Origin of the sequence: Acuticoccus mangrovi (genome assembly GCF_016411865.1) — a bacterium.
GTDB lineage: Bacteria > Pseudomonadota > Alphaproteobacteria > Rhizobiales > Amorphaceae > Acuticoccus > Acuticoccus mangrovi.
In genome coordinates this window covers 68,589-90,998 of sequence record NZ_JAEKJA010000026.1, presented here as the reverse complement: position 1 = coordinate 90,998, position 22,410 = coordinate 68,589, and the positions used below count along the sequence as shown (strand labels likewise).

The following is a 22,410-nucleotide window of genomic DNA, read 5'->3' as shown; positions in this document are numbered from 1 at the left end:
CCATGGCCACCACCCACGCCGCCCCGGCGGGGTGGTGGTTCCGCCGGCCGAGCATCATCCCGGGCTTCGGGCTGACGTTCGGCTTCGCGGTCACCTACCTCGCCCTCATCGTGCTGATCCCGCTGTCGGGGCTCGTCATCCGCTCCGCCGACCTCGGCCTTGCCGAGTTCTGGCGCCTCGCGAGCGACCCACGCACCATCGCGGCGCTGCGCGTCAGCTTCGGCACCGCCTTCGTCGCGGCGGCGATCAACGTCGTGTTCGGCGTCGTCGTCGCCTGGGTGCTGGTGCGCTACCGCTTCCCCGGCCGCCGCCTGGTCGACGCCCTCGTCGACCTCCCCTTCGCACTACCGACGGCGGTGGCCGGCATCGCGCTCGCCTCGCTCTATGCGCCGAACGGATGGATCGGCGCCCCCGCCGCCGCGTTGGGGCTGAAGATCGCCTTCACCCCCCTCGGCATCGTCATCGCCCTCGTGTTCGTGGGGCTCCCCTTCGTGGTGCGCACCGTGCAGCCCGTCATGGAGGAGATCGACCGCGAGGTGGAGGAGGCCGCCGCCACGCTCGGCGCGAGCCGGCTCGCGACGCTCGCCCGCGTGCTGCTGCCGGGCCTTGCCCCGGCGATCCTGACGGGCTTCGCCCTGGCGCTCGCCCGCGGCGTCGGGGAGTACGGCTCGGTGATCTTCATCGCCGGCAACATCCCCTATGTCAGCGAGATCGCGCCGCTCCTCGTCGTCATCCGCCTCGAGGAGTTCAACACCGCGGCCGCGACGGCCATCGGCGCTATGATGCTCGCCATCGCCTTCGCCCTGCTCTTCCTCATCAACCTTCTCCAGGCATGGAGCCGCAGGAGATATGGCCATGGCTGATCTCACCGTCCCCTCGGCACCCGTGATACGGTCTGCCACCACCGAGGCGCCGGCGACGCGCATCGCGCTCGTCGTCGCCGCCTTCGGCTTTCTCTCCCTCTTCCTGTTCCTGCCGCTGGTCGAGGTGTTCCTCGAAGCGCTGCGCAACGGGCCGGCGGCCTGGCTCGCCGCGATCTCGGAGCCGGACGCGCTCGCCGCCATCCGCCTCACCCTCCTCGTCGCCGCCATCGCCGTGCCGCTCAACGTGGTGTTCGGCGTCGCGGCGGCCTGGGCCATCGCGAAGTTCGAGTTCCGCGGCAAGGCGTTCCTCATCACCCTCATCGACCTGCCCTTCTCGGTCTCGCCGGTGATCGCGGGCCTCGTCTACGTGATCCTCTTCGGCTCGGGCAGCCTGCTCGGCCCCTGGCTGAAGGCGAACGGCATCGAGGTCCTCTTCGCCGTGCCGGGCATCGTCCTCGCGACGGTCTTTGTCACCTTTCCCTTCGTCGCGCGCGAGCTGATCCCGCTGATGCAGGAGCAGGGCTCGTCGGAGGAAGAGGCCGCGCTCAGCCTCGGCGCGTCGGGCTGGCAGACCTTCTGGCGCGTCACCCTGCCCAACATCCGCTGGGGCCTCCTCTACGGGGTGCTCCTGTGCAATGCGCGGGCGATGGGCGAATTCGGCGCCGTGTCGGTGGTCTCCGGCCACATCCGCGGTCTCACCAACACCATGCCGCTCCACATCGAGATCCTCTACAACGAGTACAACTTCGCGGCCTCGTTCGCCGTCGCGTCGCTGCTCGCCGGTCTCGCCCTCTTCACGCTGCTTCTCAAAACGCTCATCGAGCTCCGCTTTTCCGGTGGCCTCGCGCCATCGCGCGGGCATTGAAACAGAAGGAGGCTCCCATGGACCTTCGCATCAAGAACGTCCGCAAGGACTTCGACCTCACCCCGGCGCTCCACGACGTGTCGCTCGACATCGCCTCGGGCGAGCTCGTCGCCCTCGTCGGGCCGTCGGGCTCGGGCAAGACCACGTTGCTGCGCCTCATCGCGGGGCTCGAGCAGCCGAACGCCGGCACCGTCTATTTCGGCCAGGACGACGCCTCCCGCCTCAGCGTGCAGGACCGTCAGGTGGGCTTCGTGTTCCAGCACTACGCGCTCTTCAAGCACATGACGGTGCTGCAGAATGTGGGCTTCGGCCTCACCGTGCGCCCGCGCGGCAAGCGGCCCACGGCGCGCGAGATCAACGAGCGGGCACGCTCGCTCATCGAGCTCGTGCAGCTCGCCGGCTTCGAGGACCGCTATCCCTCGCAGCTCTCCGGCGGTCAGCGCCAGCGCGTCGCGCTCGCTCGCGCGATGGCGATCGAGCCGAAGGTGCTCCTCCTCGACGAGCCGTTCGGCGCGCTCGACGCCCAGGTGCGCAAGGATCTGCGCCGCTGGCTGCGCGAGCTGCACGACGTGACCGGCCACACCACCGTGTTCGTGACCCACGACCAGGAAGAGGCGATGGAGCTCGCCGACCGCGTCGTGGTGATGAGCCGCGGCCGCATCGAGCAGGTCGGCGCGCCCGACGCCATCTACGACACGCCCGCCAGCGCCTTCGTGCACCGCTTCATCGGCGAGAGCGTGGAGCTGCCGGTCTATATCGAGGGCGGCATGATCCGGCTCGACGGCATCGCCATCCCCCTCTCGGCGGCCGACGAGCCCGACGGGCCGGCCGCCCTCGTCTTCCGCCCCTACGACGTCGCCATCGACGAGGTGGACCGCGCCACCTATCCGGGGATCGCCGCGACCGTCGTCGCGTCCCGCTGGCACGGGCGCGGCCGTCGCCTGGAGCTTGCCGTCGGCGCCGGCGGCCACTCGATGGAGATCGACCTTCCGCCGGACGTCGCGCCGCCCGTCGACAGCACCCTCAGCGTGTGGCCGACGCGGTGGACGCTCTACCGCCCGTCCGGCGCGTCGCTCTCCCACCCGACGCCGGCCGCCGCCGCGTCGATGGTGAGCCCGATCCAGCAGATGGCGGTGGCGCAATAGGCGAGGCGCGGCGCCTTACATGACATCGGGGTGGGCGGCCGCTGCCGGCCACCCCGCATCGACCACGAAGTCCGGTTCGTCGCCCGCCTCCTCCATCGCCGGCTCTTCGACGAAGAGCGCGTAGAGGCCGACGAGCAGCAGCCCCACCATCAGAAAATGGACGAGCGGCGCGGCAAGCGCCCGCCGCACGCTGTCCCCCCATGCGTTTCTGTTCATGCCTCACACCCGAGCTGGGCAACGGGCCGACACAGTAGCCGTCCGCCGCCCCACGCGGAAGCGGGCACGCTCAGAGGCTGTCGACGACGCCGCCGTCGACCCGAAGTGCCGCACCTGTGGTGGCCGAGGCTTGCGGCGAGGCGGCGTAGACGATCATGTTGGCGACCTCCTCGACCGTCGCGGCGCGCTCGATCAGCGAGCTCGGCCGCTCGCGCATCACGAAGGCGCGTGCAGCCTCCTCGATGGTCTCGCCGGGCTTCAGCTCGCCCTTCAGCATCTCCGCGACCCCTTTGGTGAGCGTCGGGCCGGGCAGCACCGAGTTGACCGTCACGCCGGTGCCGGCGACGCGCTTGGCGAGGCCGCGCGCCAAGGCGAGCAGCGCCGTCTTCGAGACGCCGTAGTGGATCATGTCGGCGGGGATGTTGAGGCCCGACTCCGAGGAGATGAAGACGACGCGGCCCCAGCCTCCGTCGATCATCCCCGGCAGATAGGCGCGCGACAGCCGCACGCCCGACATCACGTTGACCTCGAAGAAGCGCTGCCACTCGCTGTCGGGGATCTCGAAGAAGTCCTGCGGACCGTAGATGCCGAGGTTGTTGATGAGGATGTCGGTCGCGGGATGGGCCGCGACGAGGGCCGCGCATCCCGCCTCGCCGCCGAGGTCGCCGATAAAGCCCGTCACCTCGGCGCCGGCGACGGCCTCGCGCACCTCCGCCACCGCCGTCGCGACGCTCTCCTCGGTTCGCCCGTTGAGCACCACCGCGGCGCCGGCCTCGGCAAGCCCCTTCACCGCCGCAAGGCCGATGCCTCCGGTGGACCCGGTGACGATGGCGCGCTTGCCGCTCAGATCGATCTTCATGGATGAACCCCCTCACACTTTCGCACTCCCGTGCGACGGCGGGCGCCCGCGCGGTATCCCGGCGAGATCGCCCCTCCCGCTTAGCTAGTCACGGGCGGTCGGCCGGCGATCGTCGCGCAATGAATTGCAGCCTCCCGCTCGGCTCGATTGCAGCATGCCGCTCGGCTCGGCGGGCGCGCGGGCATTGATCTGCCGGTCCCATATGCCACACTGGAACCCGCCTTTGCCGATCATGACCGGGATGCACGACGAATGCGCCTCCTCCTCGCCGTCGTTCTTCTGCTCGCCGCCGGCCCTGCGGGCGCGCAGATCGCCACCTACGAGCAGGGCTTGATCTACGATCTCGACCCGCCGGCACTGCAGGCGGCCACCGGGCGCAGCAACGAGATGGTGGTGGGCACGGCACAGATGGAGCCGGTACGCGACCTCGCCGAGGGCGACGTCCTGCGCCGTGCGGCCCGGCCGGTGGGCCGCCTCGTCTACCGCACCACCGACGGCAAGACGAGCTTCTGCACGGCGAGCGTCATCGCCGCCGATCTCGTCCTCACCAACCGCCACTGTGCCTACGCCATGCAGGAGGCCATGCTGTGGATGGGCTATCTCGTGCCGCGTTCGCGGGTGGGGGTCGCCCAGTATCCGGTGGTGCTGCCGCCGGTGGAGATCAACGAGACGCTCGACTATGCGATCCTCAGGACCCGCGGCCGCGTCGGGGACGAGTGGGGCACCGTGTCCTTCTCCCTCGCCGAGCCGCGACCGCGGCAGAGCCTCTTCGTCGTGCATCACCCCGGAGGCTATCCGCAGCGCATCTCGCTCGGCGGCTGCCGCGCGGCCGACCCCGCCATCGAGGGGGACGATCTGATGCACACCTGCGACACGCTGCCGGGCTCCTCCGGCGCGCCGATCTTCGACATGGGCTCGCGCAAGGTGATCGGCCTCCATTACAGCGCCGTCGCCCTCCAGGGCCTCAACGCCGCCAAGCAGGTGAAGCGCATCGCGGCGATCTCGCAGACCCTCGCCCGCCTCACCGCGGAGACGGAGCCGCCCACCGTCGTGCGCGCGGCGCCGAGCCTCTCGGAGGCCGCTCGCATGTGGGCGGAGATCCGCGACACCGACAACCCGTCGCTCCTGAAGCTCTTCGGCGAGCAGTATCAGGGCACGGTCCAGGCCGCCCTCGCCCTCGACCGCCTCGCCCGTCTCGAAGCGGCGACGCAGCCCACGACGCCGGCGGCAAAGCGCTCCCCCCAATCGCGCGAGGCCGACCCGGAGGACGCCGACGCTCCCCTCACCCGCCTCGCCGCGACGACGCCCGACGCGGGTACGCCCCCGACGACGGCGGCGGCGACAACCGCCTTGGCGAGTGGCCGCGCCCCGTTCCACGCGTGCGACGAGCTCGCCGCCGCGCCCAACGACGAGCGACGCGTCTGGACGTCGCCGCCGAAAGTCGCAAGCGCTGCGGGCGGTGGTGAGGCGTTCTGGCCGCCGAGCCCCGCCAGAGGCGTCGAGTGGGACGCGATCGGCGAAGCGGCGGTGGAGGCGTGCCGAACCGCCGTGAAGGCCTACCCGAACGAGCCGCGCTTCTGGACGCAGCTCGGCCGCGCGCTCGACAAGAACGACGTCGATGCCGAGGCCGTCTACTGGTACCGCCGGGCGGCCGAGGCCGACTATCCGATCGCCAAATACTTCCTCGGCACGATGTACGAGGACGGGACCGGCGTCGCCAAGGACTTGCCGGAGGCGCTGCGCTGGTATCGCTCCGGCGCCGAGAGCGGCAGCGCATCGGCGATGTTCAAGCTCGGCCGCTGGTACCAGAACGGCATCTACTTCCCGAAGGACATGTCGACCGCCTTCGAGTGGTTCAAGCGCGCCGCCGACGCCGATCATGCCGCCGGCACCAACATGGTCGGCCTTCTCTACGACGATGGCAATGGGGTGGCGCGCGACGAGGCCGAGGCGGTGCGCTGGTACAAGCGCGCCATCGCGCTCGGCAGCGATTCGGCGATGAACAATCTCGCCAAGCAGATTCAGGACGGCGCCGGTATCGAGAAGGATTCGGAGGCGGCGGTGCTGTGGTATCGCCGGGCGATCGAAGCGGGCAACAACGTCGCCCTCGGCAATCTCGGCTGGCTCGTGGCCCGCGGCGAGGGCGCGCCCACCGACCCGGAGGAAGGGGCACGGATGATCTATCAGTCGATCGCCCGCGGAAACGCCCACTCCCGCGACCGCATGGTGCGCGGCCAAGGCTCGCGAGAGCTCCACCGCGCCTTCCAGCGCCTGCTGCGCGACGGCGGCTTCTACAGCGGCACCATCGACGGCTCGATCGGCCCGCAGACGCGGCAGGCGACGCAGCAGCTCTTCAACACCGACAAGAGCTGACGCCGTGGCCGGTGGAAGCCGGCCCCGCGATCGCGGCACGTGCCGGGCTCGCCCCCGGCGACGGTGGTCCTCACCCCGGCGGATCTCCGGCCGAGGGGGTCGTCGCCCGCGAGACGCGGCGTCGGGGTTCAGGCGCCGTTGTGGCGAGAGGGGCGTGCGGCGACGGCGCGCACCGGGACGAGCCGCGCCTCGGGGCAGGCGCGGCGGCCTTCGTGACGGTCGCCGTTGTCGGCCGTCAGCATCACCGCGATGCCCATCTGCACGCTGCCGAAGGTGATGGCGAAGAACACCGTCATGACGCAGAGGGCGAGCGGGCCCGCGTCGTTGGCGCTCACGAGGGTCCTGAGGTTCAGGAAGTCGAACGCCACCATCAGGCCCACCGTGAGAACGGCGATGCCGACGCCGATGGCGGCGTTCTTCAGAAGGAAGCGCACCAGATGCGTGCCGGTGCGAGGGTGGGTCGGCCGTGCCATCGTCTCATCCGCTGCGACGGGAGGGGATCCGCACGCCGGCCGCCGCATTCCAGCATCGGCCGAGTGTGCGCAAAGGCCGCGTTTTGCGCAAGCCCGGAGGGTCGCCGCGGATCGGACGGCGCGAGGCGGCGCACCGCCTCGGCGCAATGTCAGGCGGCGACGGCCTCCACGTCGTCCTCCGTGGAGGACAGAAGCTGGGCGTTGCCGCCGGCGGCCGAGGTGTCGATGCAGAGATGGCGCTCCACCACCATCTCCTCCTCCGCCCCGAACACCGACACGATGGCCCCCTCGCGAGCCGCGAGAGCCCGGCGCACGGGACCGAGGTCGGCCGCCTCGTAGGCGAGCGCGGCGAGCCCCTTCAGATCGGTGAGGCTCGGCGGATCGATCACCCCGTCGATCGCCCGCACCATGGGATCGGCGCCGGCGGTCGCGCCGGGGGCGACGATCAGCACCGCGTTGCCGCAGAAGCGGGCACTCGCGGCCTGCGCCCTCGCCCGCTCCAGCGTGGGACCGGCGCAGATCACCCGGCCGCGCGGGTAGAGGGCGAGACGGTTCGATTCCCCCGTCGGCCCCGGCAGGACGGTCGCCGACTGCTCGCCCTCCGGCGTCGGCAGCGCGTCGAGGGCCGCCTGCAGCGCCGCACCCGTCACCACCGCCCCCTCGTCGGCCCGCCGCGCCCGGCTGCCGCTCGTTGCGAGGCGCGACAGGGTGCGCGGCCCGCCCGCCTTGGGGCCGGTGCCCGACAGCCCCTCCCCGCCGAACGGCTGCGAGCCCACCACGGCGCCGATCTGGTTGCGGTTCACGTAGATGTTGCCGACGCGGATCTGGCCGACGATCTGCTCAACCCGATCGTCGATGCGGGTGTGAAGGCCGAAGGTCAGGCCGTAGCCCTTGGCGTTGATGGCGGCGATCACCGCGTCGACCGCTTCCGCCTTGTAGGTCGCGACGTGGAGGACCGGGCCGAAGATCTCCTCCTCCAGCGCCTCGATGCCGGGGACGCGGATCACCGTCGGCGCCACGAACAGCCCGCGATCCTCTCCGGCGCGGGTGAGCACGTCGCCCCGCGCCTCGGCCGCGGCGACGTGGGCGAGGATCTTGTCCCGCGCCTCCTCGTCGATCACCGGGCCGACGTCGGTGGAGACCGCCCAGGGATTGCCGAGGGAGAGCGCCGCCATCGCCCCCTTCAGCATGGTGACGACGCGATCGGCGACGTCCTCCTGCACGTAGAGGATGCGCAGCGCCGAGCAGCGCTGTCCGGCGCTCTGGAAGGCGCTGATCACGACGTCGCGCACCGCCTGCTCCGGCAGCGCGGTGGAATCGACGATCATCGCGTTGAGCCCGCCCGTCTCGGCGACGAGCACCGCCGCCGGCGCCGTCTCGGCGAGCTGGCGGTCGATGGCCTTGGCGGTGGCGGTGGAGCCGGTGAAGGCGACGACGCCGAGGTCCGGCTGGCGCACCAGCGCCGCCCCCACCTCTCCCCCGCCGATGGCGAGCTGCAAGGCGGCGTGCGGCACCCCCGCCTCGTGCATCAGGTGCACCGCCCGCGCGGCGATCAGCGGCGTCTGCTCGGCGGGCTTGGCGATCACCGCGTTGCCCGCGGCGAGCGAGGCCGCGACCTGGCCGGTGAAGATCGCGAGCGGGAAGTTCCACGGCGAGATCGCCACCGTCACGCCGCGCGGCTCGGGCGTCAGACGCTCCGCCTCGGCGGCGTAGAAGTGCAGGAAGTCCACCGCCTCGCGCAGCTCCGACACGGCGTCGGGCGGCGTCTTGCCCGCTTCGCGCGCGGCGAGGGCGAAGAACTCGCCGGCATTCTCCTCGTAGAGCTCGGCGACGCGGCGCAGGATGCGCGCCCGCTCGGACGGCTCGGCCCAGCCGACGCCCGCCTTGGCCGCCTCCACCACGGCGGCGGCGTCCTCAGGCAACAGCTCGCGCACCTCGCCCACGGTGTCGTCCGGGTTGCCGGGATTGGCGACGCGGCTCTCCGGCCCCGGACCGAGATGCGGCACCACGATGGGACCCGCCGTCCACGTCACGTTGTGGAGCGGCCCCCGCGCCTCCTCGAAGGCGGCATAGCCCTCGGGCTCGGCAAGGTCCCAGCCCTTGGCGTTGGCGCGGGTGGAGTAGAGCGCGGGCGGCTGGCGCAGCTTGGGGTTCACCGGCGCCCCGGCGGCCAGCAGCTCGAACGGATCGGCGGCGACCCGCTCGGCGGGGATGCGCTGGTCGACGATCTGGTTGGCGAAGGAGGAGTTGGCGCCGTTCTCGAGGAGACGACGCACGAGGTAGGCGAGAAGGTCCTCGTGCGCCCCCACCGGGGCGTAGATGCGGCTGCGCGTGCCGGCCTCCTTGCGCACGATCTCGTGCAGCGCCTCGCCCATGCCGTGGAGGCGCTGGAACTCGAAGTCGCGCCCGTCGGCCATCGCGAGGATCGTCGCCACGGTGTGGGCGTTGTGGGTGGCGAACTGGGGATAGAGCCGGTCGGAGCGGTCGAACAGCGCCCGGGCGCAGGCGGCGTAGGAGACGTCGGTGCCGGCCTTGCGGGTGAAGACGGGGAAGCTCTCGACGCCGAGCACCTGGGCGCGCTTCACCTCGGTGTCCCAGTAGGCCCCCTTGACGAGGCGCACCATGATGCGCCGCTCGGTGGTGCGCGCGAGCGCGTCGAGCCAGCGGATCACCGGCAGCGCCCGCCGGCCGTAGCCCTGCACCACCACGCCGAAGCCCTGCCAGCCCGATAGCGACGGGTCCGCCGCCACCGCCGCGATGATGTCGAGCGACAGGTCGAGCCGGTCCTGTTCCTCGGCGTCGATGTTGAGGCCGAGATGGGCGTCGGCGGCCTGCTTGGCGAGCGCCGTCACCACCGGCACCAGCTCGCCGACGCAGGTCTTGCGCTTGGCGCTCTCGTAGCGCGGATGGAGCGCGGAGAGCTTGATGGAGATGCCCGGGTTGAAGCGCGGATCCTCGCCCGTCGCCCGGGTGGCGATCTTGGCGATGGCGTTCTCGTAGGCGAGGCGATAGCGCTCGGCGTCGGCGAAGGTGCGGGCGGCCTCGCCGAGCATGTCGTAGGAGTAGGTGTAGCCCTTGGCCTCCATGCCGGCGGCCCGCTTCATCGCCCCGTCGATGGTCTCGCCGAGCACGAACTGGCGGCCGAGGCGGCGCATCGCCTCGCCGACGGCGGTGCGGATCACCGGCTCGCCGAGCCGCTTCATGGCGCCGCGCAGGGCGCCGGCGAGGCCGCGGCCGCGCTCGTCGAGCACGTGCCCGGTGACGAGCAGCGCCCAGGTGGAGGCGTTGACGAGCGAGGACGACGACTTGCCGAGATGGCGCCCCCAGTCGCTCGGCGCGATCTTGTCCTCGATCAGCGCGTCGATCGTCTCCGCGTCCGGCACGCGCAGCAGCGCCTCGGCGAGACACATCAGCGCGATCCCCTCCTCGGTGGAGAGGCCGTACTCGGCGAGGAAGGTCTCCATCAGGCCGGGCGAGGAGGCGGTGCGCACCCGCCCGACGAGCTCGGCGCCGCGGCGGGCGATCTGGGCGCGGGTGGCGGCGTCGAGCTGCGCTGCAGCGACGAGGCGATCGAGCAGGGCCGCCTCGTCGGCGAGGGTCGTCGCCCGGATCGCCTCACGCGCGTTCTGAAGATCTGTCGTTGCGAGGTCCATCGCGTCACTCCTTGCCAGGCGGCCTCACTCTACCGCCACGGAGCCGCTGGGAAAAACGGCGATTTCAGCGCAGCAGGGACACGTGAGCCGCAGCCTCCATGCCGAACAGGGAGCCGATGCCGCCGCCGGAGGCCTTCGGCATGTAGGTCTCGATCAGCTCTTCCATCTTCTTGTTGCGCGAGGCGCCGGTGCGGCCGCCGATCACCACCGCGATGATGTGCTTGCCGCCCCGCCGCACGGAGGTGACGAGATTGAAGCCGGAGTCGCGGATGTAGCCGGTCTTGATGCCCTCGACCCCGGGGACCTTGCCGAGGAGCTTGTTGGTGTTGCGCCAGGTGCGGCCGTTGTAGCTGATCTTCTCGGTCTGGAAGTAGCCGAACCAGCGCGGGAAACTCTCCGAGAGGGCCTTGCCGAGGATCGCCATGTCCTGGGCGGTGGTATATTGCAGCGGATCGGGCAGGCCCGAGGCGTTAACAAAGTTGGTGCGCGCCATGCCGAGGGAGCGGGCCTTGGCGGTCATCGCCCTGGCGAAATTCTCCTCGGAGCCGGCGAGATTTTCCGCGATCACCACCGCCACGTCGTTCGCCGAGCGCACCGCGAGCGCCCGTGCCGCCGTGTCGACGGTGATGGCGGTGCCCGCCTTCACGCCCAGCTTGGCCGGCGGCCGGCTCGCCGCCTCCTCGCTGACCGAGAGCGGCGAGGCCGGGGTGAGGCGGCCGGCATCGAGCTGCTCGAACAGCAGATAGAGCGTCATCATCTTGGTGAGGGAGGCCGGATAGCGCAGGCTGCGGGCGGCCTCCTGATAGAGGATCTGGCCGGTGCGCGCGTCGACGACGATGCCGGCATAGGCGCGCGGCACCACATCGGGGTCGACGTCGGCGAGCGGCTCCGCCGGCAACGCCGCCGTGCTCGGTCGAGACGCCTCCTCCTTGGGGGCCGACGAGCACGCGGCGAGCAACGCAACAACAAAGACAATGGCGAGGCGGCGCATCCCGGTTCCTCTCGGGTCGTTCGCCTCGTTTATGACGCGCCCCCACGGGACTGTCCCGGGACAAAGCTCCTAACCCTCCCGCCACAAACGGAATTGGGCGCAGGCGTTGCCGGAATGCCGCGGCCGATCGGGCGGCCCGGCCGGCGGGACGGCGCGGTGGGGCCGATCCTCTCCAAGACGTAATTCTATATTGTTTGACAAAAGACCTACAACTATTCCATGGCATCCTCGCGCGCAGGATCGGCCCCGCGCGCCGTTTCGTGTGACTGCGCATCAGTCCCAAGTGTTCGTTTGTCGAAGGTGTTTTCATGGCGAAGGCGGGATCGTTCTCCACCACAAGCTTCACCGAGGCGGGTGGCTACATCATCACCGATATTTCGCCGGAGGTCGCCGGGCGGAGGTTCGCTGAGTTCCTCGAATATCTGCAGAACGATCCGAGCCGCACTATCGAGATCGGCCTGCCGCAGGCCGTGCGGGCGGGCGATCTCTACGACATATTTTCCCAACTGCGCGAGCAGCCGATCAACAACGGCATCAAGCAGATCGACGTGCGCGACGTCACCTCGCTGGTCGACTATGCCGATCCGCGCGACGGTTTCCGCGACCATTGGGTGATCGACGACCATTCGAGCGGCCGCGTCTTCGGCACCACGGCGGACGACGTGATCCTCGCCTTCGGCGGCAACGATCGGGTGAAAGCCGGCGCCGGCGACGACTTCGTCAGCGGCGCCGCCGGCAACGACACCATCAACGGCGGTGCCGGCGACGACGAGCTGCGCGGCGAGAACGGCAACGACTTCCTGGTCGGCGGCTCCAACAACGACATCCTGCGCGGCGGCAACGGCAACGACACGATGTACGGCGGCCAGGGGGCCGACGCGTTCATCTTCGACGAGCAGGACTTCGGCCGCGGCAAGACCCAGGACATCATCAAGGACTTCCGCGTCGCCGACGGCGACCAGATCGTCGACGCCACCGGCGATCTGAAGGTGATCGCCGCCGGCCGCATCGACCTCTTCGGCGGCACCGGCACGCTGCTCGAGAACGAGAAGACCGGCGACCAGGTGTTCGTCCAGAAGGCGCTGCTGACGCAGGCGGACATTCAGTCCGAGTACATCAAGCCCGCCCCGGGCGTCGGCGGCGGCGACGAGGTGGTCGTCGAGAACGACGTCATCGAGCTGCGCGTCCAGCTCGCCACAAGCTTCGAGGTCAACGGCGTCCAGACCGAGATCTACAACGTCTATCTGCGCAACAAGACCGGCGAGACGATCACCAACCTCGACGACCTGCGCGTCAAGCTCACCGACTATGCCGAGCTCGACGTCGACGGCTCGCGCACCTTCAACGCGACCTACGACGAGGACACCGGCGTCTTCGACATGTCCTCCGGCGGCGAGCGCTCCGTCGGCGCCTACGCCGAGGTGGAGCTGTTCGGCTTCTTCGTGAGCGACCGTCCGTCCGACGTCACGATCAGCAACAGCGACATCGTCGCGGGCCGCGACTACACCCCGCTCGACGAGGACGGCAACGCGATCGAGAACGAGGCCGGCTTCAAGCTCATCGTGCGCGAGGTCGACACCGGCGACGACAGCATCTCCGTCAACGTGTTCATCCGCAACATCGGCGACGTGACGCTGACGGACCTCGAGAATCTCGAGTTCACCTTCACCGAGAAGCGCGCGCAGGACGTCATCGCCACCTGGGGCGCGGACTACTACGACAAGACCTTCGCGGTGGAGCCGTGGGAGGGCACCTCCCGGCCCGATCTTGCCGCCGGCGACATCACCAAGCTGTTCGGCTTCACCTACGAGACCGACAACACCAAGTCGCAGGTGGTCGACGGCAGCGACTTCACCCTCAAGAGCAACTTCGACGACCTCCTGTCCTGACGCCCCTCACCCGCCAGCGCCATGGCCGAGGCCGTGGCGCAGCGGCGGGTCGCCGAGGGACAGCTGCCCCAAGGCGTCGCAGAGGGCGGTCGACAACCCCTCCTCCAGCGTCGGGTGGTAGACGGGCATCGCGGTGAGCTCCGTGAGCGTCATCCGCTGCTCGATCGCCAGCGCCAGGACGTGGGCGATGTGCTCGGCTGCCGGTCCCACCATCTCGGCGCCGAGCAGGCGGGTGTCGGCACGGTCGGCATAGACGTGGAGGCGGCCGCACGCGGCGTCGATCACCTGGGCGCGCCCCTGCTTCGACCAGTCCGCCGCGCCGCACACGATGTCGGCGCCGCGCGCCATCAGCCCGTCGTGGCTCTCGCCCACGATGGCGATCCCCGGGTCGCTGAACACCACCGCGAGCGGCGTCCGCCGATGCCCCGCCGCGACGGCCGGATAGGCGGCCGCGTTGGCGCCGGCGATGCTCCCGGTGTGGTTCGCCTCGTGAAGCAGCGGCCTGTCGTTCTGCCCGTCGCCGGCGATGAAGACGGCGCTCGTGCCGCACTGGCCCGTGTCGGGATCGAACAGCGGCACGCCGTCCTCGTCGAGCGCCAGCGAGGTGGCCTCGAGGCCGAGATCGTCGACATTGGGCACCCGGCCGACGGCGAGGAGGGCCATGTCGAAGTTGCCGGAGAACTCGCCCCCATCGGCGTGGTAGGCGATGGTCAGGCGGTCGGCCTCGCTAATGTCGATCACCTCGTGGTCCGGCACGAACTCGAAGGCGTTGCAGAAGATCTCCGTCGCCACCGCGCGCACGTCGGGGTCGGTGAGCGGACCGACGAGACCGTCCTTGCCCAACAGGCGGGTGCGCACGCCGAGCCGCGTCAGCGCCTGGCCGAGCTCCAGCCCGATGATGCCGTTGCCGAACACCACCACCGATTCGGGAAGGGTCTGCCAGCCGAACACGTCGTCGCTCGTCACCACATTCTCGAGGCCCGCGAACATCTCCGGCACCATCGGACGCGATCCGGTGGCGATCACGATGCGCTCGGCCCGAACGCTCGTGGTGCGCCCCTCGCCGGTGACGCGCAGGCGGCCGTCGCCTTCGAATACCGCGCGGCCGCGCAGGCGCATCTCGGCGGGGATGTCCTCCACGCTCTCCACCACATGGCTCACGAAGCGGTCGCGCAGTGCCTGAACCCGCGCCATCACCGCCCGACCGTCGACCATCACCGGGCCCGTCTCGATGCCGAAGGTGGCGGCGTTGCGGCACCCCTCCGCGGCATCGGCCGCCGCGATCATGAGCTTGGAGGGCATGCAGCCGAGCCGGGCGCAGGTGGTGCCGTAGGCGCCGGCCTCGATGAGAAGCACGTCGTCAGTATGCCGGCGCACCTCGCGCAGCGCGGCAAGCCCCGCCGTCCCGGCGCCGATAATGGCCACCGCAGCCGATCGCTCGTCCATGTCGCTGCCCTCCTTCTGTCTGGGCACTACGCCCGCCCGACCCATTCCGTTCCCCCGACGGGGGCCCGAGCCGTGGCGCCGAAGCCCTTGAGTTGGGCGCGAGGGCGGTGCATGAGGCAGGAATGCTGAGACGCACCCTTCTCCTCCTCGCCCTCTGCCTTCCGGTCGCAGGCTGCGGTCTGTTGGGCATCGGGGGCGATTCGCCCCAGGCGACGGTGCCGAACGTGCCGCGCGAGCGGTCCGTCGATCCGGCCCGCGCGGCATCCCTCATCAACGCCCACCGCGCGGCGCACGGCCGCGGCGCGTTGACGGTGGACGCGACCCTCGACCGCGTCGCCGCCGACACCGCCCGCGAGCTCGCCCGCCGCAACAAGCTGAAGACCGAGATGCACACCGCCTCCGGTCTCGCCAAGCGCCTCGATGCGGCCGGCTATCCGGCGGTGAGGGCGGCGGAAAATCTCGGTGCGGGCTACCCGACCCTCGTCATGGCCGTCGACGGCTGGGAGGGCTCGCGCCAGCACAACCAGAACCTGCTCAATCCGGAGATGACCCGCATGGGGATCGGCCTTGCCCTCACCGACCAGGGGCAATTCAAGTCGTACTGGGTGTTGATCCTCGCAAAGCCCGACGAGCGCGCCCAATGAGCGCCATGCACCATGCCGACGGGCTCGTCGTCGCCCCCTCGCTGCTCGCCGCCGACTATACCCGCCTCGGCGAGGAAGCCGCCGCCATCGAGGCTGCCGGTGCCGACTGGCTCCACCTCGACGTGATGGATGGCCACTTCGTGCCCAACATCTCGTTCGGCCCCGCCGTCATCAAGGCGCTGCGGCCGCACTGCCGGCTCCCCTTCGACGTGCACCTGATGATCGAGCCGTTCGAACCCTATATCGACGCCTTCGTCGACGCCGGAGCCGACGGCATCACGGTGCACGTGGAGGCGACGCGCCACCTCGACCGGGCGCTCGAGGCGCTGCGCGGCCACGGCGTCAACGTCGGCGTGGCGCTCAACCCCGCGACGCCCGCCGGCGCCATCGCCAACGTGCTCCACCGCATCGACCTCGTCTGCATCATGACGGTGAACCCCGGCTTCGGCGGCCAGAAATTCCTGCCCAACGCGGCCGAGAAGATCGCCTCCGTCAAGGCGCTCGTCGGCAACCGGCCGATCCGCATCGAGGTCGACGGCGGGGTGACGACGGGGACGGCGCCGATCGCCAAGGCCGCCGGCGCCGATTCGCTGGTGGCGGGCTCGGCCGTGTTCGGCAAGCCCGACTATGCCGCCGCCATCACCGCCATTCGCGGCTAAGGCGGGTTTCGGCGACATGGAACCATGTCGCCGAAACCCCCGGAAGGTCGGGCCTAGAGTGGGTCAGCCTCGATAGGTGGTGATCGCCTCGGCGATGAGGTCCGGGTCGGCGTTGCCGCCGGAGGCGACCACCACCACCGTCTCTCCCTTGACCGTGAAGAGCCCTTCGAGCAGCGCGGCGAGGGCGATCACGCCGCCGGGCTCGGTGACGATCTTCAATTCGTTCATCGCGAACGCCATCGCCTTGGGCAGCGCCTCGTCGGCCACGCCGACGCCGGAGGCGACGTGGCGCATGTGCACCTCGAAGGTGTTGCGACCGGGCGTCGCGGCGAGCAGCGCGTCGGCGATCGAGCCGCCGCGGCGTTCGTTGGTGACCCGTACCCCCGCGACCAGCGAGCGCGACAGATCGTCGAAGCCCGCGGGCTCCACCGGCTGACAGATCGCGTGCGGCATCTTCGCCGCCATCGCCACCGCCACCCCGGCGATCAGCCCGCCGCCCGACACCGGCACCAGCACACGGTCGGCCGCAAGGCCCATCGCGGCAAGATCGGCGGCGATCTCGAGCCCAATCGTGCCCTGCCCCGCCATCACGCCGGGGTCGTCGTAGGGGTGGACGAAGGTCGCGCCGGTGCGCTCCGAGATCGCCGCGGCGATCGCCTCGCGATCATCGGTTTCCCGATCGTAGACCACCACCTTGGCGCCCGAGCGCTCGGTGCGCGCGCGTTTGATCGCCGGCGCGTCGTGCGGCATCACGATGGTGGCGGGAACACCGAAGAGGCGGGCGGCCTCGGCCACGCCCTGGGCGTGGTTGCCGGAGGAGCAGGCCACCACGCCGTTCGCCCGCACGTCCGCCGGGATCAGCGAGAGGCGGTTGAACGCGCCGCGGAACTTGAAGGAGCCTGTGCGCTGCAGGCACTCCGCCTTGACGAGCACGCGTGCGCCGACCTTCTCGTCGAGCGTGGCGGAGGCGAGGAGCGGCGTGCGGATCGCCTCACCGTCGAGCCGCTTCGCCGCGGCCTCGATGTCGCCGATCGCGATCGGCAGCAGCGCTTCGGTAACGGGCTCGATGGTCATTCGTACGCCCGGTGGCCGGACTTTTCAGGATAAGGCACGGGTCCTCCGAAGTCGTTCACGTAGCCGATGTGCGAGGTGGCGCGCCCATCCCGCAAGAGGTGGATCGCGTAGGTGGCGGGCTCCATGACGAAGGCGGGCGTGAGCTCCGCCGACACCGAGAACTGCACCTGGTGGGCGACGCTCGGGATCGCGAGCGCCGGCACCCCCGCCACCTCCCCCACGATCGCCCGGTGGACGTGGCCGCAGGCGATGCGCGACACGTTGTCGTGCTCGGCGATGATCGCGGCGAAGGCCTCCCGGTCGGTGAGGCCGATGGCGTCCATGAAGGAGATGTCCACCTCGAAGGGGGGATGGTGCATGGCGATGAGCGTCTGGCCGGACGCCGCCAAGGTCGCGTCGAGCCACTCGAGCTGCGCCTCGCCGAGGGTGCCGTGATGGATGTCCTCGCCCAACCCGTCGACCGAGGTGTCGAGGGCGATCACCGTGGCGTCGCCGGCCGCGACGGCGAAGCACATCTTGCCCTCCACCTCCGAGCGGCCGAGCCCGCCGTAGGCCTCGAACACCTCGCGCATCGGGCCGGTACGGTCGTGGTTGCCGGGCACCACGATCACCGGCACGCTGAAGCGGGACAGAAGCATCGCGGCATGGGTGTAGGCGTCGCTCTCGCCGAGGTCGGTGAGGTCGCCGGTGACGACCACCGCGTCGATCTCGCCGTGCTTGGCGATGATGGTGTCGACGGCGGCGGCGAGGAAGCCGGCCGCGTCGATCTGGCCGAGCGTCAGCAGCCCGGGCGGGCGCATGTGCGGGTCGGTGATCTGTGCAATGACGGCCATCGCGCGCCCTTGAAGCGTGGTCGGCCGGGATCGAGAGCGGCCCGGTGGCGGGCACCTCCCGCCGATGCCGATCGCCCATCCGAGCACCGCTTCAGATCGTGCCTAGGCTAGCCCTCTAGCAGAGCCGCCGAAGCCACGCCAGCCGACCGGCGCGAAGGCGACAGAGTGTTGCAATTGAGCCGATGGACAAGCGGTCGGCCGACGGACTAGATGCCGCCGATGTCCGCACCGATCCCCTCATCCGCCACCCCCGCCCCTCTCCCGCGTGGAGACTGGCCGGCCATCCTGCCGATGCTGCTCCTCCTCGCGACGGTGCTCCTGTCGCTCGCGCCCGGCATCGCCTCCATTCCGCCGATCGACCGGGACGAGCCGCGCTACACCCAGGCGACGAAGCAGATGGTGGAGACGGGCGACTATGTGCGCATCCGCTTCCAGGAGGCGCCACGCCACAAGAAGCCCATCGGCATCCACTGGCTGCAGGCGGCGGCGGTGACCCTCTACGGCGAGGGCGCGGCGGCGCCGCTCTGGGTCTACCGCGTGCCCTCCCTCCTCGGCGCGATGGCGGCGGTGCTCCTCGCGGTCTGGGCCGCACGCGCCTTCCTGCCCTTCGGCGGCGCGCTGACCGTCGGCGCCCTCCTCGGCGCCACCATCATCGTCGGGGTGGAGGCAAGGCTCGCCAAGACCGACGCCGTGCTCCTTGCGACGGTGGTGGCGATGATGGGGGCGCTCGCCCGCATCTGGCTCGCCGAGCGCAAGGGCTGGGCGATGCCCCTCCTCTTCTGGGTGGCGCTCGCCCTCGGCATCCTCGTCAAAGGCCCCATCGCGCCGATGGTGATGGTCCTCACCGTCGCGACGCTCCTCGTCGTCGACGGTCGACGCCTCCTGTCGCGCATGCGCTTCCTCGTGGGGCTGCCGATCGTCGCGGCGATCTGCCTGCCCTGGTTCGTCGGCATCTACATCGCGACCGACGGGGCCTTCTACAGCGCCGCCCTCGGCCACGACTTCCTCGGCAAGGCCGCCGGCGGCCAGGAAGGCCACGGCGCCCCGCCGCTCGTCCACCTCGCCTTCTTCCTGGCGGTCGCCTGGCCGCTCGCCCCGCTCACCCTCGCCGCAGCCTGGCGGATCTGGCAGCGGCGCGGCGCGGTGTTCGTCTACGCCTTCGCCTGGGTCGTACCGTCGTGGATCGTGTTCGAGCTCGTGCCCACCAAGCTGCCGCACTATACGCTGCCGGTGGTGCCGGGCATCGCCCTCGCGGTGGTCGCCGCGCTCCATGCGGCATCCCCGCCGCGCTGGCTCGCGCGCGTCGCGGCGGTCTATGTCGCCGCCGTGCCCGTCGCCGTCCTCGTCGCGATTCCCGTCGGCTTCCTCCTCTTCGCGACGCCCATCCCCTGGGTGGCACTGCCCGTCGCCGCGCTCGCGGCGGCGTCGGCGGTGGCGGCGGCGCGCGCCCTCTTCGGCGGCGCCTCGCCCGTCTCCGGCGCGGTGATCGTGCCGACAGTCGCAGCCGCGGTGGTGGCGCAAGTCGCCGTCTGGGGCCTCGCCCTTCCGAAGCTCTCGCCGGTCTGGGTCAGCCCGCGCCTCGTGGCGGCGGCCGACGCGGCGGCCGGCTGCCCCGATCCACGCCTCATCTCCATCGGCTTCAACGAGCCGAGCATGATCTTCCTCGCCGGCACCGACACCGGGCTCCTCTCGCCCGAGCAGGCGGTCGCCGCCCTCGACGGCCATTGCGCCGTCATCGCCGCCCGCGCCCGCTTCGTCGGCGAGGTGGAGGCGGCTGCGGCGACGGCCGGCGTCGCGATCGAGCGCGTCGGCGAGGTCGACGGCTTCAACATCTCGAAGGGCGATCCCGTCGCGCTCACCCTCTTCCGCAACGCCCCGACCGCCGACTGACGCGGCGGGAGCGGACCGCCGCCCCACCGCGCTTGCCGTTCGGCGCCGTTCGGTTGTATCGGACCACGGCGGCGCGTCGTGTGTGTGTGTGGCGCCGCAAACCTCGGACACGCCATGCCAGCCCGCTCGACCCAGCGTCCCGCCATCTCCATCATCATCCCGGCGAAGGATGAGGCGGGAGCCATCGGAGCGCTCCTCCACGAGATCACCGAAGGGCCGCTCACCGCGCCCTTCGAGATCATCGTGGTGGACGACGGCTCCACCGACGGCACCGTCGCCGAAGTGCTGGCGACGGGCTTGGACAATGTGCGCGTCCTGAGCCATCCCTTCTCGGGCGGCAAGTCGCGCGCGGTGCGCGCCGGCGCCCTCGCCGCCAAGGGCGACATCCTCGTCACCATGGACGGCGACGGCCAGAACGACCCCAAATTCCTCGCCGACCTCGTCGCCCCCCTCTTCGCCGATCCGGAGGTGGGCCTCGTCGCCGGCCAGCGGACCCGGCGGCACGACGGCTGGCGCAAGAAGTTCGTCTCCAAGGTCGCCAACCGGGTGCGCGCCTTCCTCCTCCACGACGACACGCGCGACACCGCCTGCGGCCTCAAGGCGATGCGGCGGGCGCCTTATCTGACGCTACCCTTCTTCGACAACAACCACCGTTTCTATCCCGCCCTCTTCCTGCGCGAGGGCTGGCGCATCGCCCACATCGAAGTGGCCGACCGCCCCCGCGCAGCCGGGCAATCCAAGTATGGTGTCCTCGACCGCGCGCTGGTGGGCGTGCCCGACCTCCTCGGCGTCTGGTGGCTGCGGCGACGCAGCAAGAGCCGCCCGGAGGCACGCGAGATCACACCGCCGGAGACCATGGATGAGTGACGTCCTTGCCGGGCTCGGCGCCTGGTTCCACGCCGTATTCGTCGAGCAGTTCGACGTCTGGATCGCGATCGGATTCTTGGCTCAGGCGATGTTTTCCGCCCGCTTCCTGATCCAGTGGATCGCCTCGGAGCGGGCCGGCCGGTCCGTGGTGCCGGTGGCGTTCTGGTTCTTCTCTATCGCCGGCGGAGCGATCCTCTTCGCCTACGCCCTCTATCGGCAGGACCCGGTGTTCATCGCCGGCCAGGGCGCCGGTCTCCTCATCTACGCGCGCAATCTCTGGCTGATCTTCCGCGAACGCCGCGCCGCCCTCGCCGAGACCGGCTGACGGCGCGCGCCGAACGGGGGGCGAGCACCGAAGCCCCGCCCACCCGTATGCGTGCGGCCCGGCTCAGCCGAGATGGGCCATCGCCTGGTCGAGATCCTCGATGAGGTCGGCCGGATCGTCGAGGCCGACGTGGAGGCGCACCACCGCCTCGTCCTGCGGCCAGTCCATGGTGACGCGCATCGCGTGCGCCGGCTGCAGCGTCGCGAGACTCTCGAAGCCGCCCCAAGAGTAGCCGATGCCGAAGAGGCGCAGGCTGTCGACGAACGTCACCACGTCGGCGTCGGGACGGCCCTTGAAGGTGATCGCGAACAGGCTGCTCGCCCCGTCGAAATCGCGCTTCCACAGGTTGTGCCCCGGTGCGCCGGGCAGCGCCGGGTAGAGCACGCGGGAGACGCGGCTGTCGGCGGCGAGCCATTCGGCGACGATGCGGGCGTTGCGCTGATGACGCTCCATCCGCACGTCGAGCGTGCGCATGCCGCGCAGCGTCATGTAGACATCGTCCGGCGCGGCGTTCTCGCCCCACTCGTCCCAGGTCTTGCGCACCTGGGCGATCACCTCGCCGTTGCCGGCGACGGTCCCGAGCAAGAGGTCGGAGTGACCGGCGAGATACTTGGTGGCGGCGTGGATCGACAGGTCGCAGCCATGCTCCAGCGGCCGGAAGAACAGCGGCGTCGCCCACGAATTGTCCATCATGGTGACCGCGCCGGCGGCTTTGGCGAGGGCGATGATGGCCGGCACGTCGCACATCTCGAAGGTCACCGAGCCGGGCGCCTCGAAAAACACCACCGCCGTCGGCTGCTCCAGGAGCGTGCGGAAGGTCTGAAGGTCGGTCGGATCGAAGTAGACCGTCTCCACGCCGAATCGGGTCAGGAAGCCGTCGCAGAACTTGCGGGTGGGGTTATAGACATTGTCGACCACCAGGATGCGGTCGCCGGCCTTCACCATGGCGGCGATCGCCACGGTGCAGGCGGCGAGGCCGGTCGGGGCGAGCACCGTCTTCTCCGCGCCTTCGAGGGCGGACACGAGGTCGCACAGGGCGTCCGTCGTCGGCGTGCCGGAGCGGCCGTAGGTGTAGCGCTGGGCGCGGGTGCGCGTGGTCTCGACGTCCGGATAGAGCACGGTCGACGCGTGCACCACGGGTGGATTTACAAAGCCGTGGTAGCCGTGCGGGTCCAAACCGCCATGGGCCAGTAGCGTCTGGACCCGCGCTGGACGTCCGCCCGTGGCGTCACTCTCATCGGACATACAAATCTCCTTTCGGGACGTTGGCCTCGCTCTCAATGTCTGCTTATGCTGAACAAGCCATGCAACCAACATAGGCCTGGATTGACTTGGCTCGGCACGT

General features: G+C 70.5%; 19 protein-coding genes. 10 read left to right on the top strand and 9 right to left on the bottom strand.

Going from position 1 to position 22,410, the window contains the following annotated elements; translation table 11 throughout:
* Positions 1-2 precede the first annotated feature (2 nt).
* From cysT to JCR33_RS21820, 3 genes are read left to right on the top strand one after another with little or no spacing between them, the layout of a single operon-like run.
* Positions 3-863, top strand: coding sequence for a sulfate ABC transporter permease subunit CysT (gene cysT, locus JCR33_RS21830; RefSeq protein ID WP_198884250.1), 861 nt, complete (start codon positions 3-5; stop codon positions 861-863).
* A complete protein-coding gene (cysW, locus tag JCR33_RS21825) occupies positions 850-1,728 on the top strand; it encodes a sulfate ABC transporter permease subunit CysW (protein WP_408628776.1) in 879 nt (292 codons plus the stop codon). Before cysT ends, cysW begins: the two co-directional genes overlap by 14 nt.
* Positions 1,729-1,745: 17 nt before the next feature.
* The gene (locus JCR33_RS21820) at positions 1,746-2,873 is read left to right on the top strand and encodes a sulfate/molybdate ABC transporter ATP-binding protein (RefSeq protein ID WP_198884248.1); all 1,128 of its coding nucleotides are present in this window, start codon (positions 1,746-1,748) and stop codon (positions 2,871-2,873) included.
* Positions 2,874-2,888: 15 nt separating this feature from the next.
* Here JCR33_RS21820 and JCR33_RS21815 read toward each other — a convergent pair whose 3' ends face one another.
* On the bottom strand, positions 2,889-3,089 hold the full coding sequence (locus tag JCR33_RS21815) for a hypothetical protein (RefSeq protein ID WP_198884247.1): 201 nt from the start codon (positions 3,087-3,089) through the stop codon (positions 2,889-2,891).
* A 70-nt stretch (positions 3,090-3,159) separates the two neighbouring features.
* Positions 3,160-3,948: an SDR family NAD(P)-dependent oxidoreductase gene (locus JCR33_RS21810; RefSeq protein WP_198884246.1), complete on the bottom strand. Its 789-nt coding sequence runs from the start codon at positions 3,946-3,948 to the stop codon at positions 3,160-3,162.
* A gap of 252 nt (positions 3,949-4,200) precedes the next feature.
* Between JCR33_RS21810 and JCR33_RS21805 the strand changes: the two genes are divergently transcribed.
* On the top strand, positions 4,201-6,321 hold the full coding sequence (locus JCR33_RS21805) for a bifunctional trypsin-like peptidase domain-containing/SEL1-like repeat protein (protein ID WP_198884245.1): 2,121 nt from the start codon (positions 4,201-4,203) through the stop codon (positions 6,319-6,321).
* Positions 6,322-6,449: 128 nt separating this feature from the next.
* Here the strand turns inward: JCR33_RS21805 and JCR33_RS21800 are convergent, their stop codons facing one another.
* From JCR33_RS21800 to JCR33_RS21790, 3 genes are all read right to left on the bottom strand, one after another.
* Positions 6,450-6,794 (bottom strand): hypothetical protein, encoded by a 345-nt coding sequence (locus tag JCR33_RS21800; RefSeq protein ID WP_198884244.1) that lies wholly within the window; start codon positions 6,792-6,794, stop codon positions 6,450-6,452.
* A gap of 149 nt (positions 6,795-6,943) precedes the next feature.
* Complete coding sequence (gene putA / locus JCR33_RS21795) at positions 6,944-10,447, bottom strand: bifunctional proline dehydrogenase/L-glutamate gamma-semialdehyde dehydrogenase PutA (protein WP_198884243.1); 3,504 nt, start codon at positions 10,445-10,447, stop codon at positions 6,944-6,946.
* Between the two features lie 64 nt (positions 10,448-10,511).
* Entirely contained in the window at positions 10,512-11,438 is a 927-nt protein-coding gene (locus JCR33_RS21790; RefSeq protein WP_198884242.1) for a D-alanyl-D-alanine carboxypeptidase family protein, read from the bottom strand.
* Between the two features lie 308 nt (positions 11,439-11,746).
* Here JCR33_RS21790 and JCR33_RS21785 point away from each other — a divergent pair, with 308 nt between their 5' ends.
* The gene (locus JCR33_RS21785; RefSeq protein ID WP_198884241.1) at positions 11,747-13,327 is read left to right on the top strand and encodes a calcium-binding protein; all 1,581 of its coding nucleotides are present in this window, start codon (positions 11,747-11,749) and stop codon (positions 13,325-13,327) included.
* A gap of 6 nt (positions 13,328-13,333) precedes the next feature.
* Here JCR33_RS21785 and JCR33_RS21780 read toward each other — a convergent pair whose 3' ends face one another.
* The gene (locus tag JCR33_RS21780) at positions 13,334-14,773 is read right to left on the bottom strand and encodes a dihydrolipoyl dehydrogenase (protein ID WP_198884240.1); all 1,440 of its coding nucleotides are present in this window, start codon (positions 14,771-14,773) and stop codon (positions 13,334-13,336) included.
* A 122-nt stretch (positions 14,774-14,895) separates the two neighbouring features.
* Between JCR33_RS21780 and JCR33_RS21775 the strand changes: the two genes are divergently transcribed.
* Together JCR33_RS21775 and rpe are read left to right on the top strand one after the other, a co-directional pair.
* The gene (locus JCR33_RS21775; protein ID WP_198884239.1) at positions 14,896-15,417 is read left to right on the top strand and encodes a CAP domain-containing protein; all 522 of its coding nucleotides are present in this window, start codon (positions 14,896-14,898) and stop codon (positions 15,415-15,417) included.
* On the top strand, positions 15,414-16,076 hold the full coding sequence (gene rpe / locus JCR33_RS21770) for a ribulose-phosphate 3-epimerase (RefSeq protein WP_232372751.1): 663 nt from the start codon (positions 15,414-15,416) through the stop codon (positions 16,074-16,076). The genes JCR33_RS21775 and rpe overlap by 4 nt, the downstream gene beginning before the upstream one ends.
* Before the next feature lie 63 nt (positions 16,077-16,139).
* Here rpe and JCR33_RS21765 read toward each other — a convergent pair whose 3' ends face one another.
* Both JCR33_RS21765 and JCR33_RS21760 read right to left on the bottom strand, forming a co-directional pair.
* Positions 16,140-17,150: a threonine ammonia-lyase gene (locus JCR33_RS21765; protein WP_198884238.1), complete on the bottom strand. Its 1,011-nt coding sequence runs from the start codon at positions 17,148-17,150 to the stop codon at positions 16,140-16,142.
* Positions 17,147-17,983: a phosphodiesterase gene (locus JCR33_RS21760; protein ID WP_198884237.1), complete on the bottom strand. Its 837-nt coding sequence runs from the start codon at positions 17,981-17,983 to the stop codon at positions 17,147-17,149. The genes JCR33_RS21765 and JCR33_RS21760 overlap by 4 nt, the downstream gene beginning before the upstream one ends.
* A 219-nt stretch (positions 17,984-18,202) precedes the next feature.
* On the opposite strand from JCR33_RS21760, the gene JCR33_RS21755 reads away from it, so the two are divergent.
* The 3 genes from JCR33_RS21755 (at position 18,203) to JCR33_RS21745 (ending at position 21,065) form a co-directional block, all read left to right on the top strand.
* Entirely contained in the window at positions 18,203-19,873 is a 1,671-nt protein-coding gene (locus tag JCR33_RS21755) for an ArnT family glycosyltransferase (protein ID WP_198884236.1), read from the top strand.
* A gap of 114 nt (positions 19,874-19,987) precedes the next feature.
* The gene (locus JCR33_RS21750) at positions 19,988-20,740 is read left to right on the top strand and encodes a glycosyltransferase family 2 protein (protein WP_198884235.1); all 753 of its coding nucleotides are present in this window, start codon (positions 19,988-19,990) and stop codon (positions 20,738-20,740) included.
* Positions 20,733-21,065 carry a lipid-A-disaccharide synthase N-terminal domain-containing protein gene (locus JCR33_RS21745; RefSeq protein WP_198884234.1) on the top strand — a complete coding sequence of 111 codons (333 nt, stop codon included), beginning with the start codon at positions 20,733-20,735 and terminating at the stop codon, positions 21,063-21,065. Before JCR33_RS21750 ends, JCR33_RS21745 begins: the two co-directional genes overlap by 8 nt.
* A gap of 63 nt (positions 21,066-21,128) precedes the next feature.
* Here JCR33_RS21745 and metC read toward each other — a convergent pair whose 3' ends face one another.
* Positions 21,129-22,310, bottom strand: coding sequence for a cystathionine beta-lyase (metC, locus tag JCR33_RS21740; RefSeq protein ID WP_198884233.1), 1,182 nt, complete (start codon positions 22,308-22,310; stop codon positions 21,129-21,131).
* Positions 22,311-22,410: the final 100 nt, after the last annotated feature.

Coding starts and splice junctions, on each gene's coding strand:
- cysT (WP_198884250.1), top strand. CDS start 3: ATGGCCACCACCCACGCCGCCCCGGCGGGGTGGTGGTTCCGCCGGCCG.
- cysW (WP_408628776.1), top strand. CDS start 850: ATGGCCATGGCTGATCTCACCGTCCCCTCGGCACCCGTGATACGGTCT.
- JCR33_RS21820 (WP_198884248.1), top strand. CDS start 1,746: ATGGACCTTCGCATCAAGAACGTCCGCAAGGACTTCGACCTCACCCCG.
- JCR33_RS21815 (WP_198884247.1), bottom strand. CDS start 3,089: ATGAACAGAAACGCATGGGGGGACAGCGTGCGGCGGGCGCTTGCCGCG.
- JCR33_RS21810 (WP_198884246.1), bottom strand. CDS start 3,948: ATGAAGATCGATCTGAGCGGCAAGCGCGCCATCGTCACCGGGTCCACC.
- JCR33_RS21805 (WP_198884245.1), top strand. CDS start 4,201: ATGCGCCTCCTCCTCGCCGTCGTTCTTCTGCTCGCCGCCGGCCCTGCG.
- JCR33_RS21800 (WP_198884244.1), bottom strand. CDS start 6,794: ATGGCACGGCCGACCCACCCTCGCACCGGCACGCATCTGGTGCGCTTC.
- putA (WP_198884243.1), bottom strand. CDS start 10,447: ATGGACCTCGCAACGACAGATCTTCAGAACGCGCGTGAGGCGATCCGG.
- JCR33_RS21790 (WP_198884242.1), bottom strand. CDS start 11,438: ATGCGCCGCCTCGCCATTGTCTTTGTTGTTGCGTTGCTCGCCGCGTGC.
- JCR33_RS21785 (WP_198884241.1), top strand. CDS start 11,747: ATGGCGAAGGCGGGATCGTTCTCCACCACAAGCTTCACCGAGGCGGGT.
- JCR33_RS21780 (WP_198884240.1), bottom strand. CDS start 14,773: ATGGACGAGCGATCGGCTGCGGTGGCCATTATCGGCGCCGGGACGGCG.
- JCR33_RS21775 (WP_198884239.1), top strand. CDS start 14,896: ATGCTGAGACGCACCCTTCTCCTCCTCGCCCTCTGCCTTCCGGTCGCA.
- rpe (WP_232372751.1), top strand. CDS start 15,414: ATGAGCGCCATGCACCATGCCGACGGGCTCGTCGTCGCCCCCTCGCTG.
- JCR33_RS21765 (WP_198884238.1), bottom strand. CDS start 17,150: ATGACCATCGAGCCCGTTACCGAAGCGCTGCTGCCGATCGCGATCGGC.
- JCR33_RS21760 (WP_198884237.1), bottom strand. CDS start 17,983: ATGGCCGTCATTGCACAGATCACCGACCCGCACATGCGCCCGCCCGGG.
- JCR33_RS21755 (WP_198884236.1), top strand. CDS start 18,203: ATGTCCGCACCGATCCCCTCATCCGCCACCCCCGCCCCTCTCCCGCGT.
- JCR33_RS21750 (WP_198884235.1), top strand. CDS start 19,988: ATGCCAGCCCGCTCGACCCAGCGTCCCGCCATCTCCATCATCATCCCG.
- JCR33_RS21745 (WP_198884234.1), top strand. CDS start 20,733: ATGAGTGACGTCCTTGCCGGGCTCGGCGCCTGGTTCCACGCCGTATTC.
- metC (WP_198884233.1), bottom strand. CDS start 22,310: ATGTCCGATGAGAGTGACGCCACGGGCGGACGTCCAGCGCGGGTCCAG.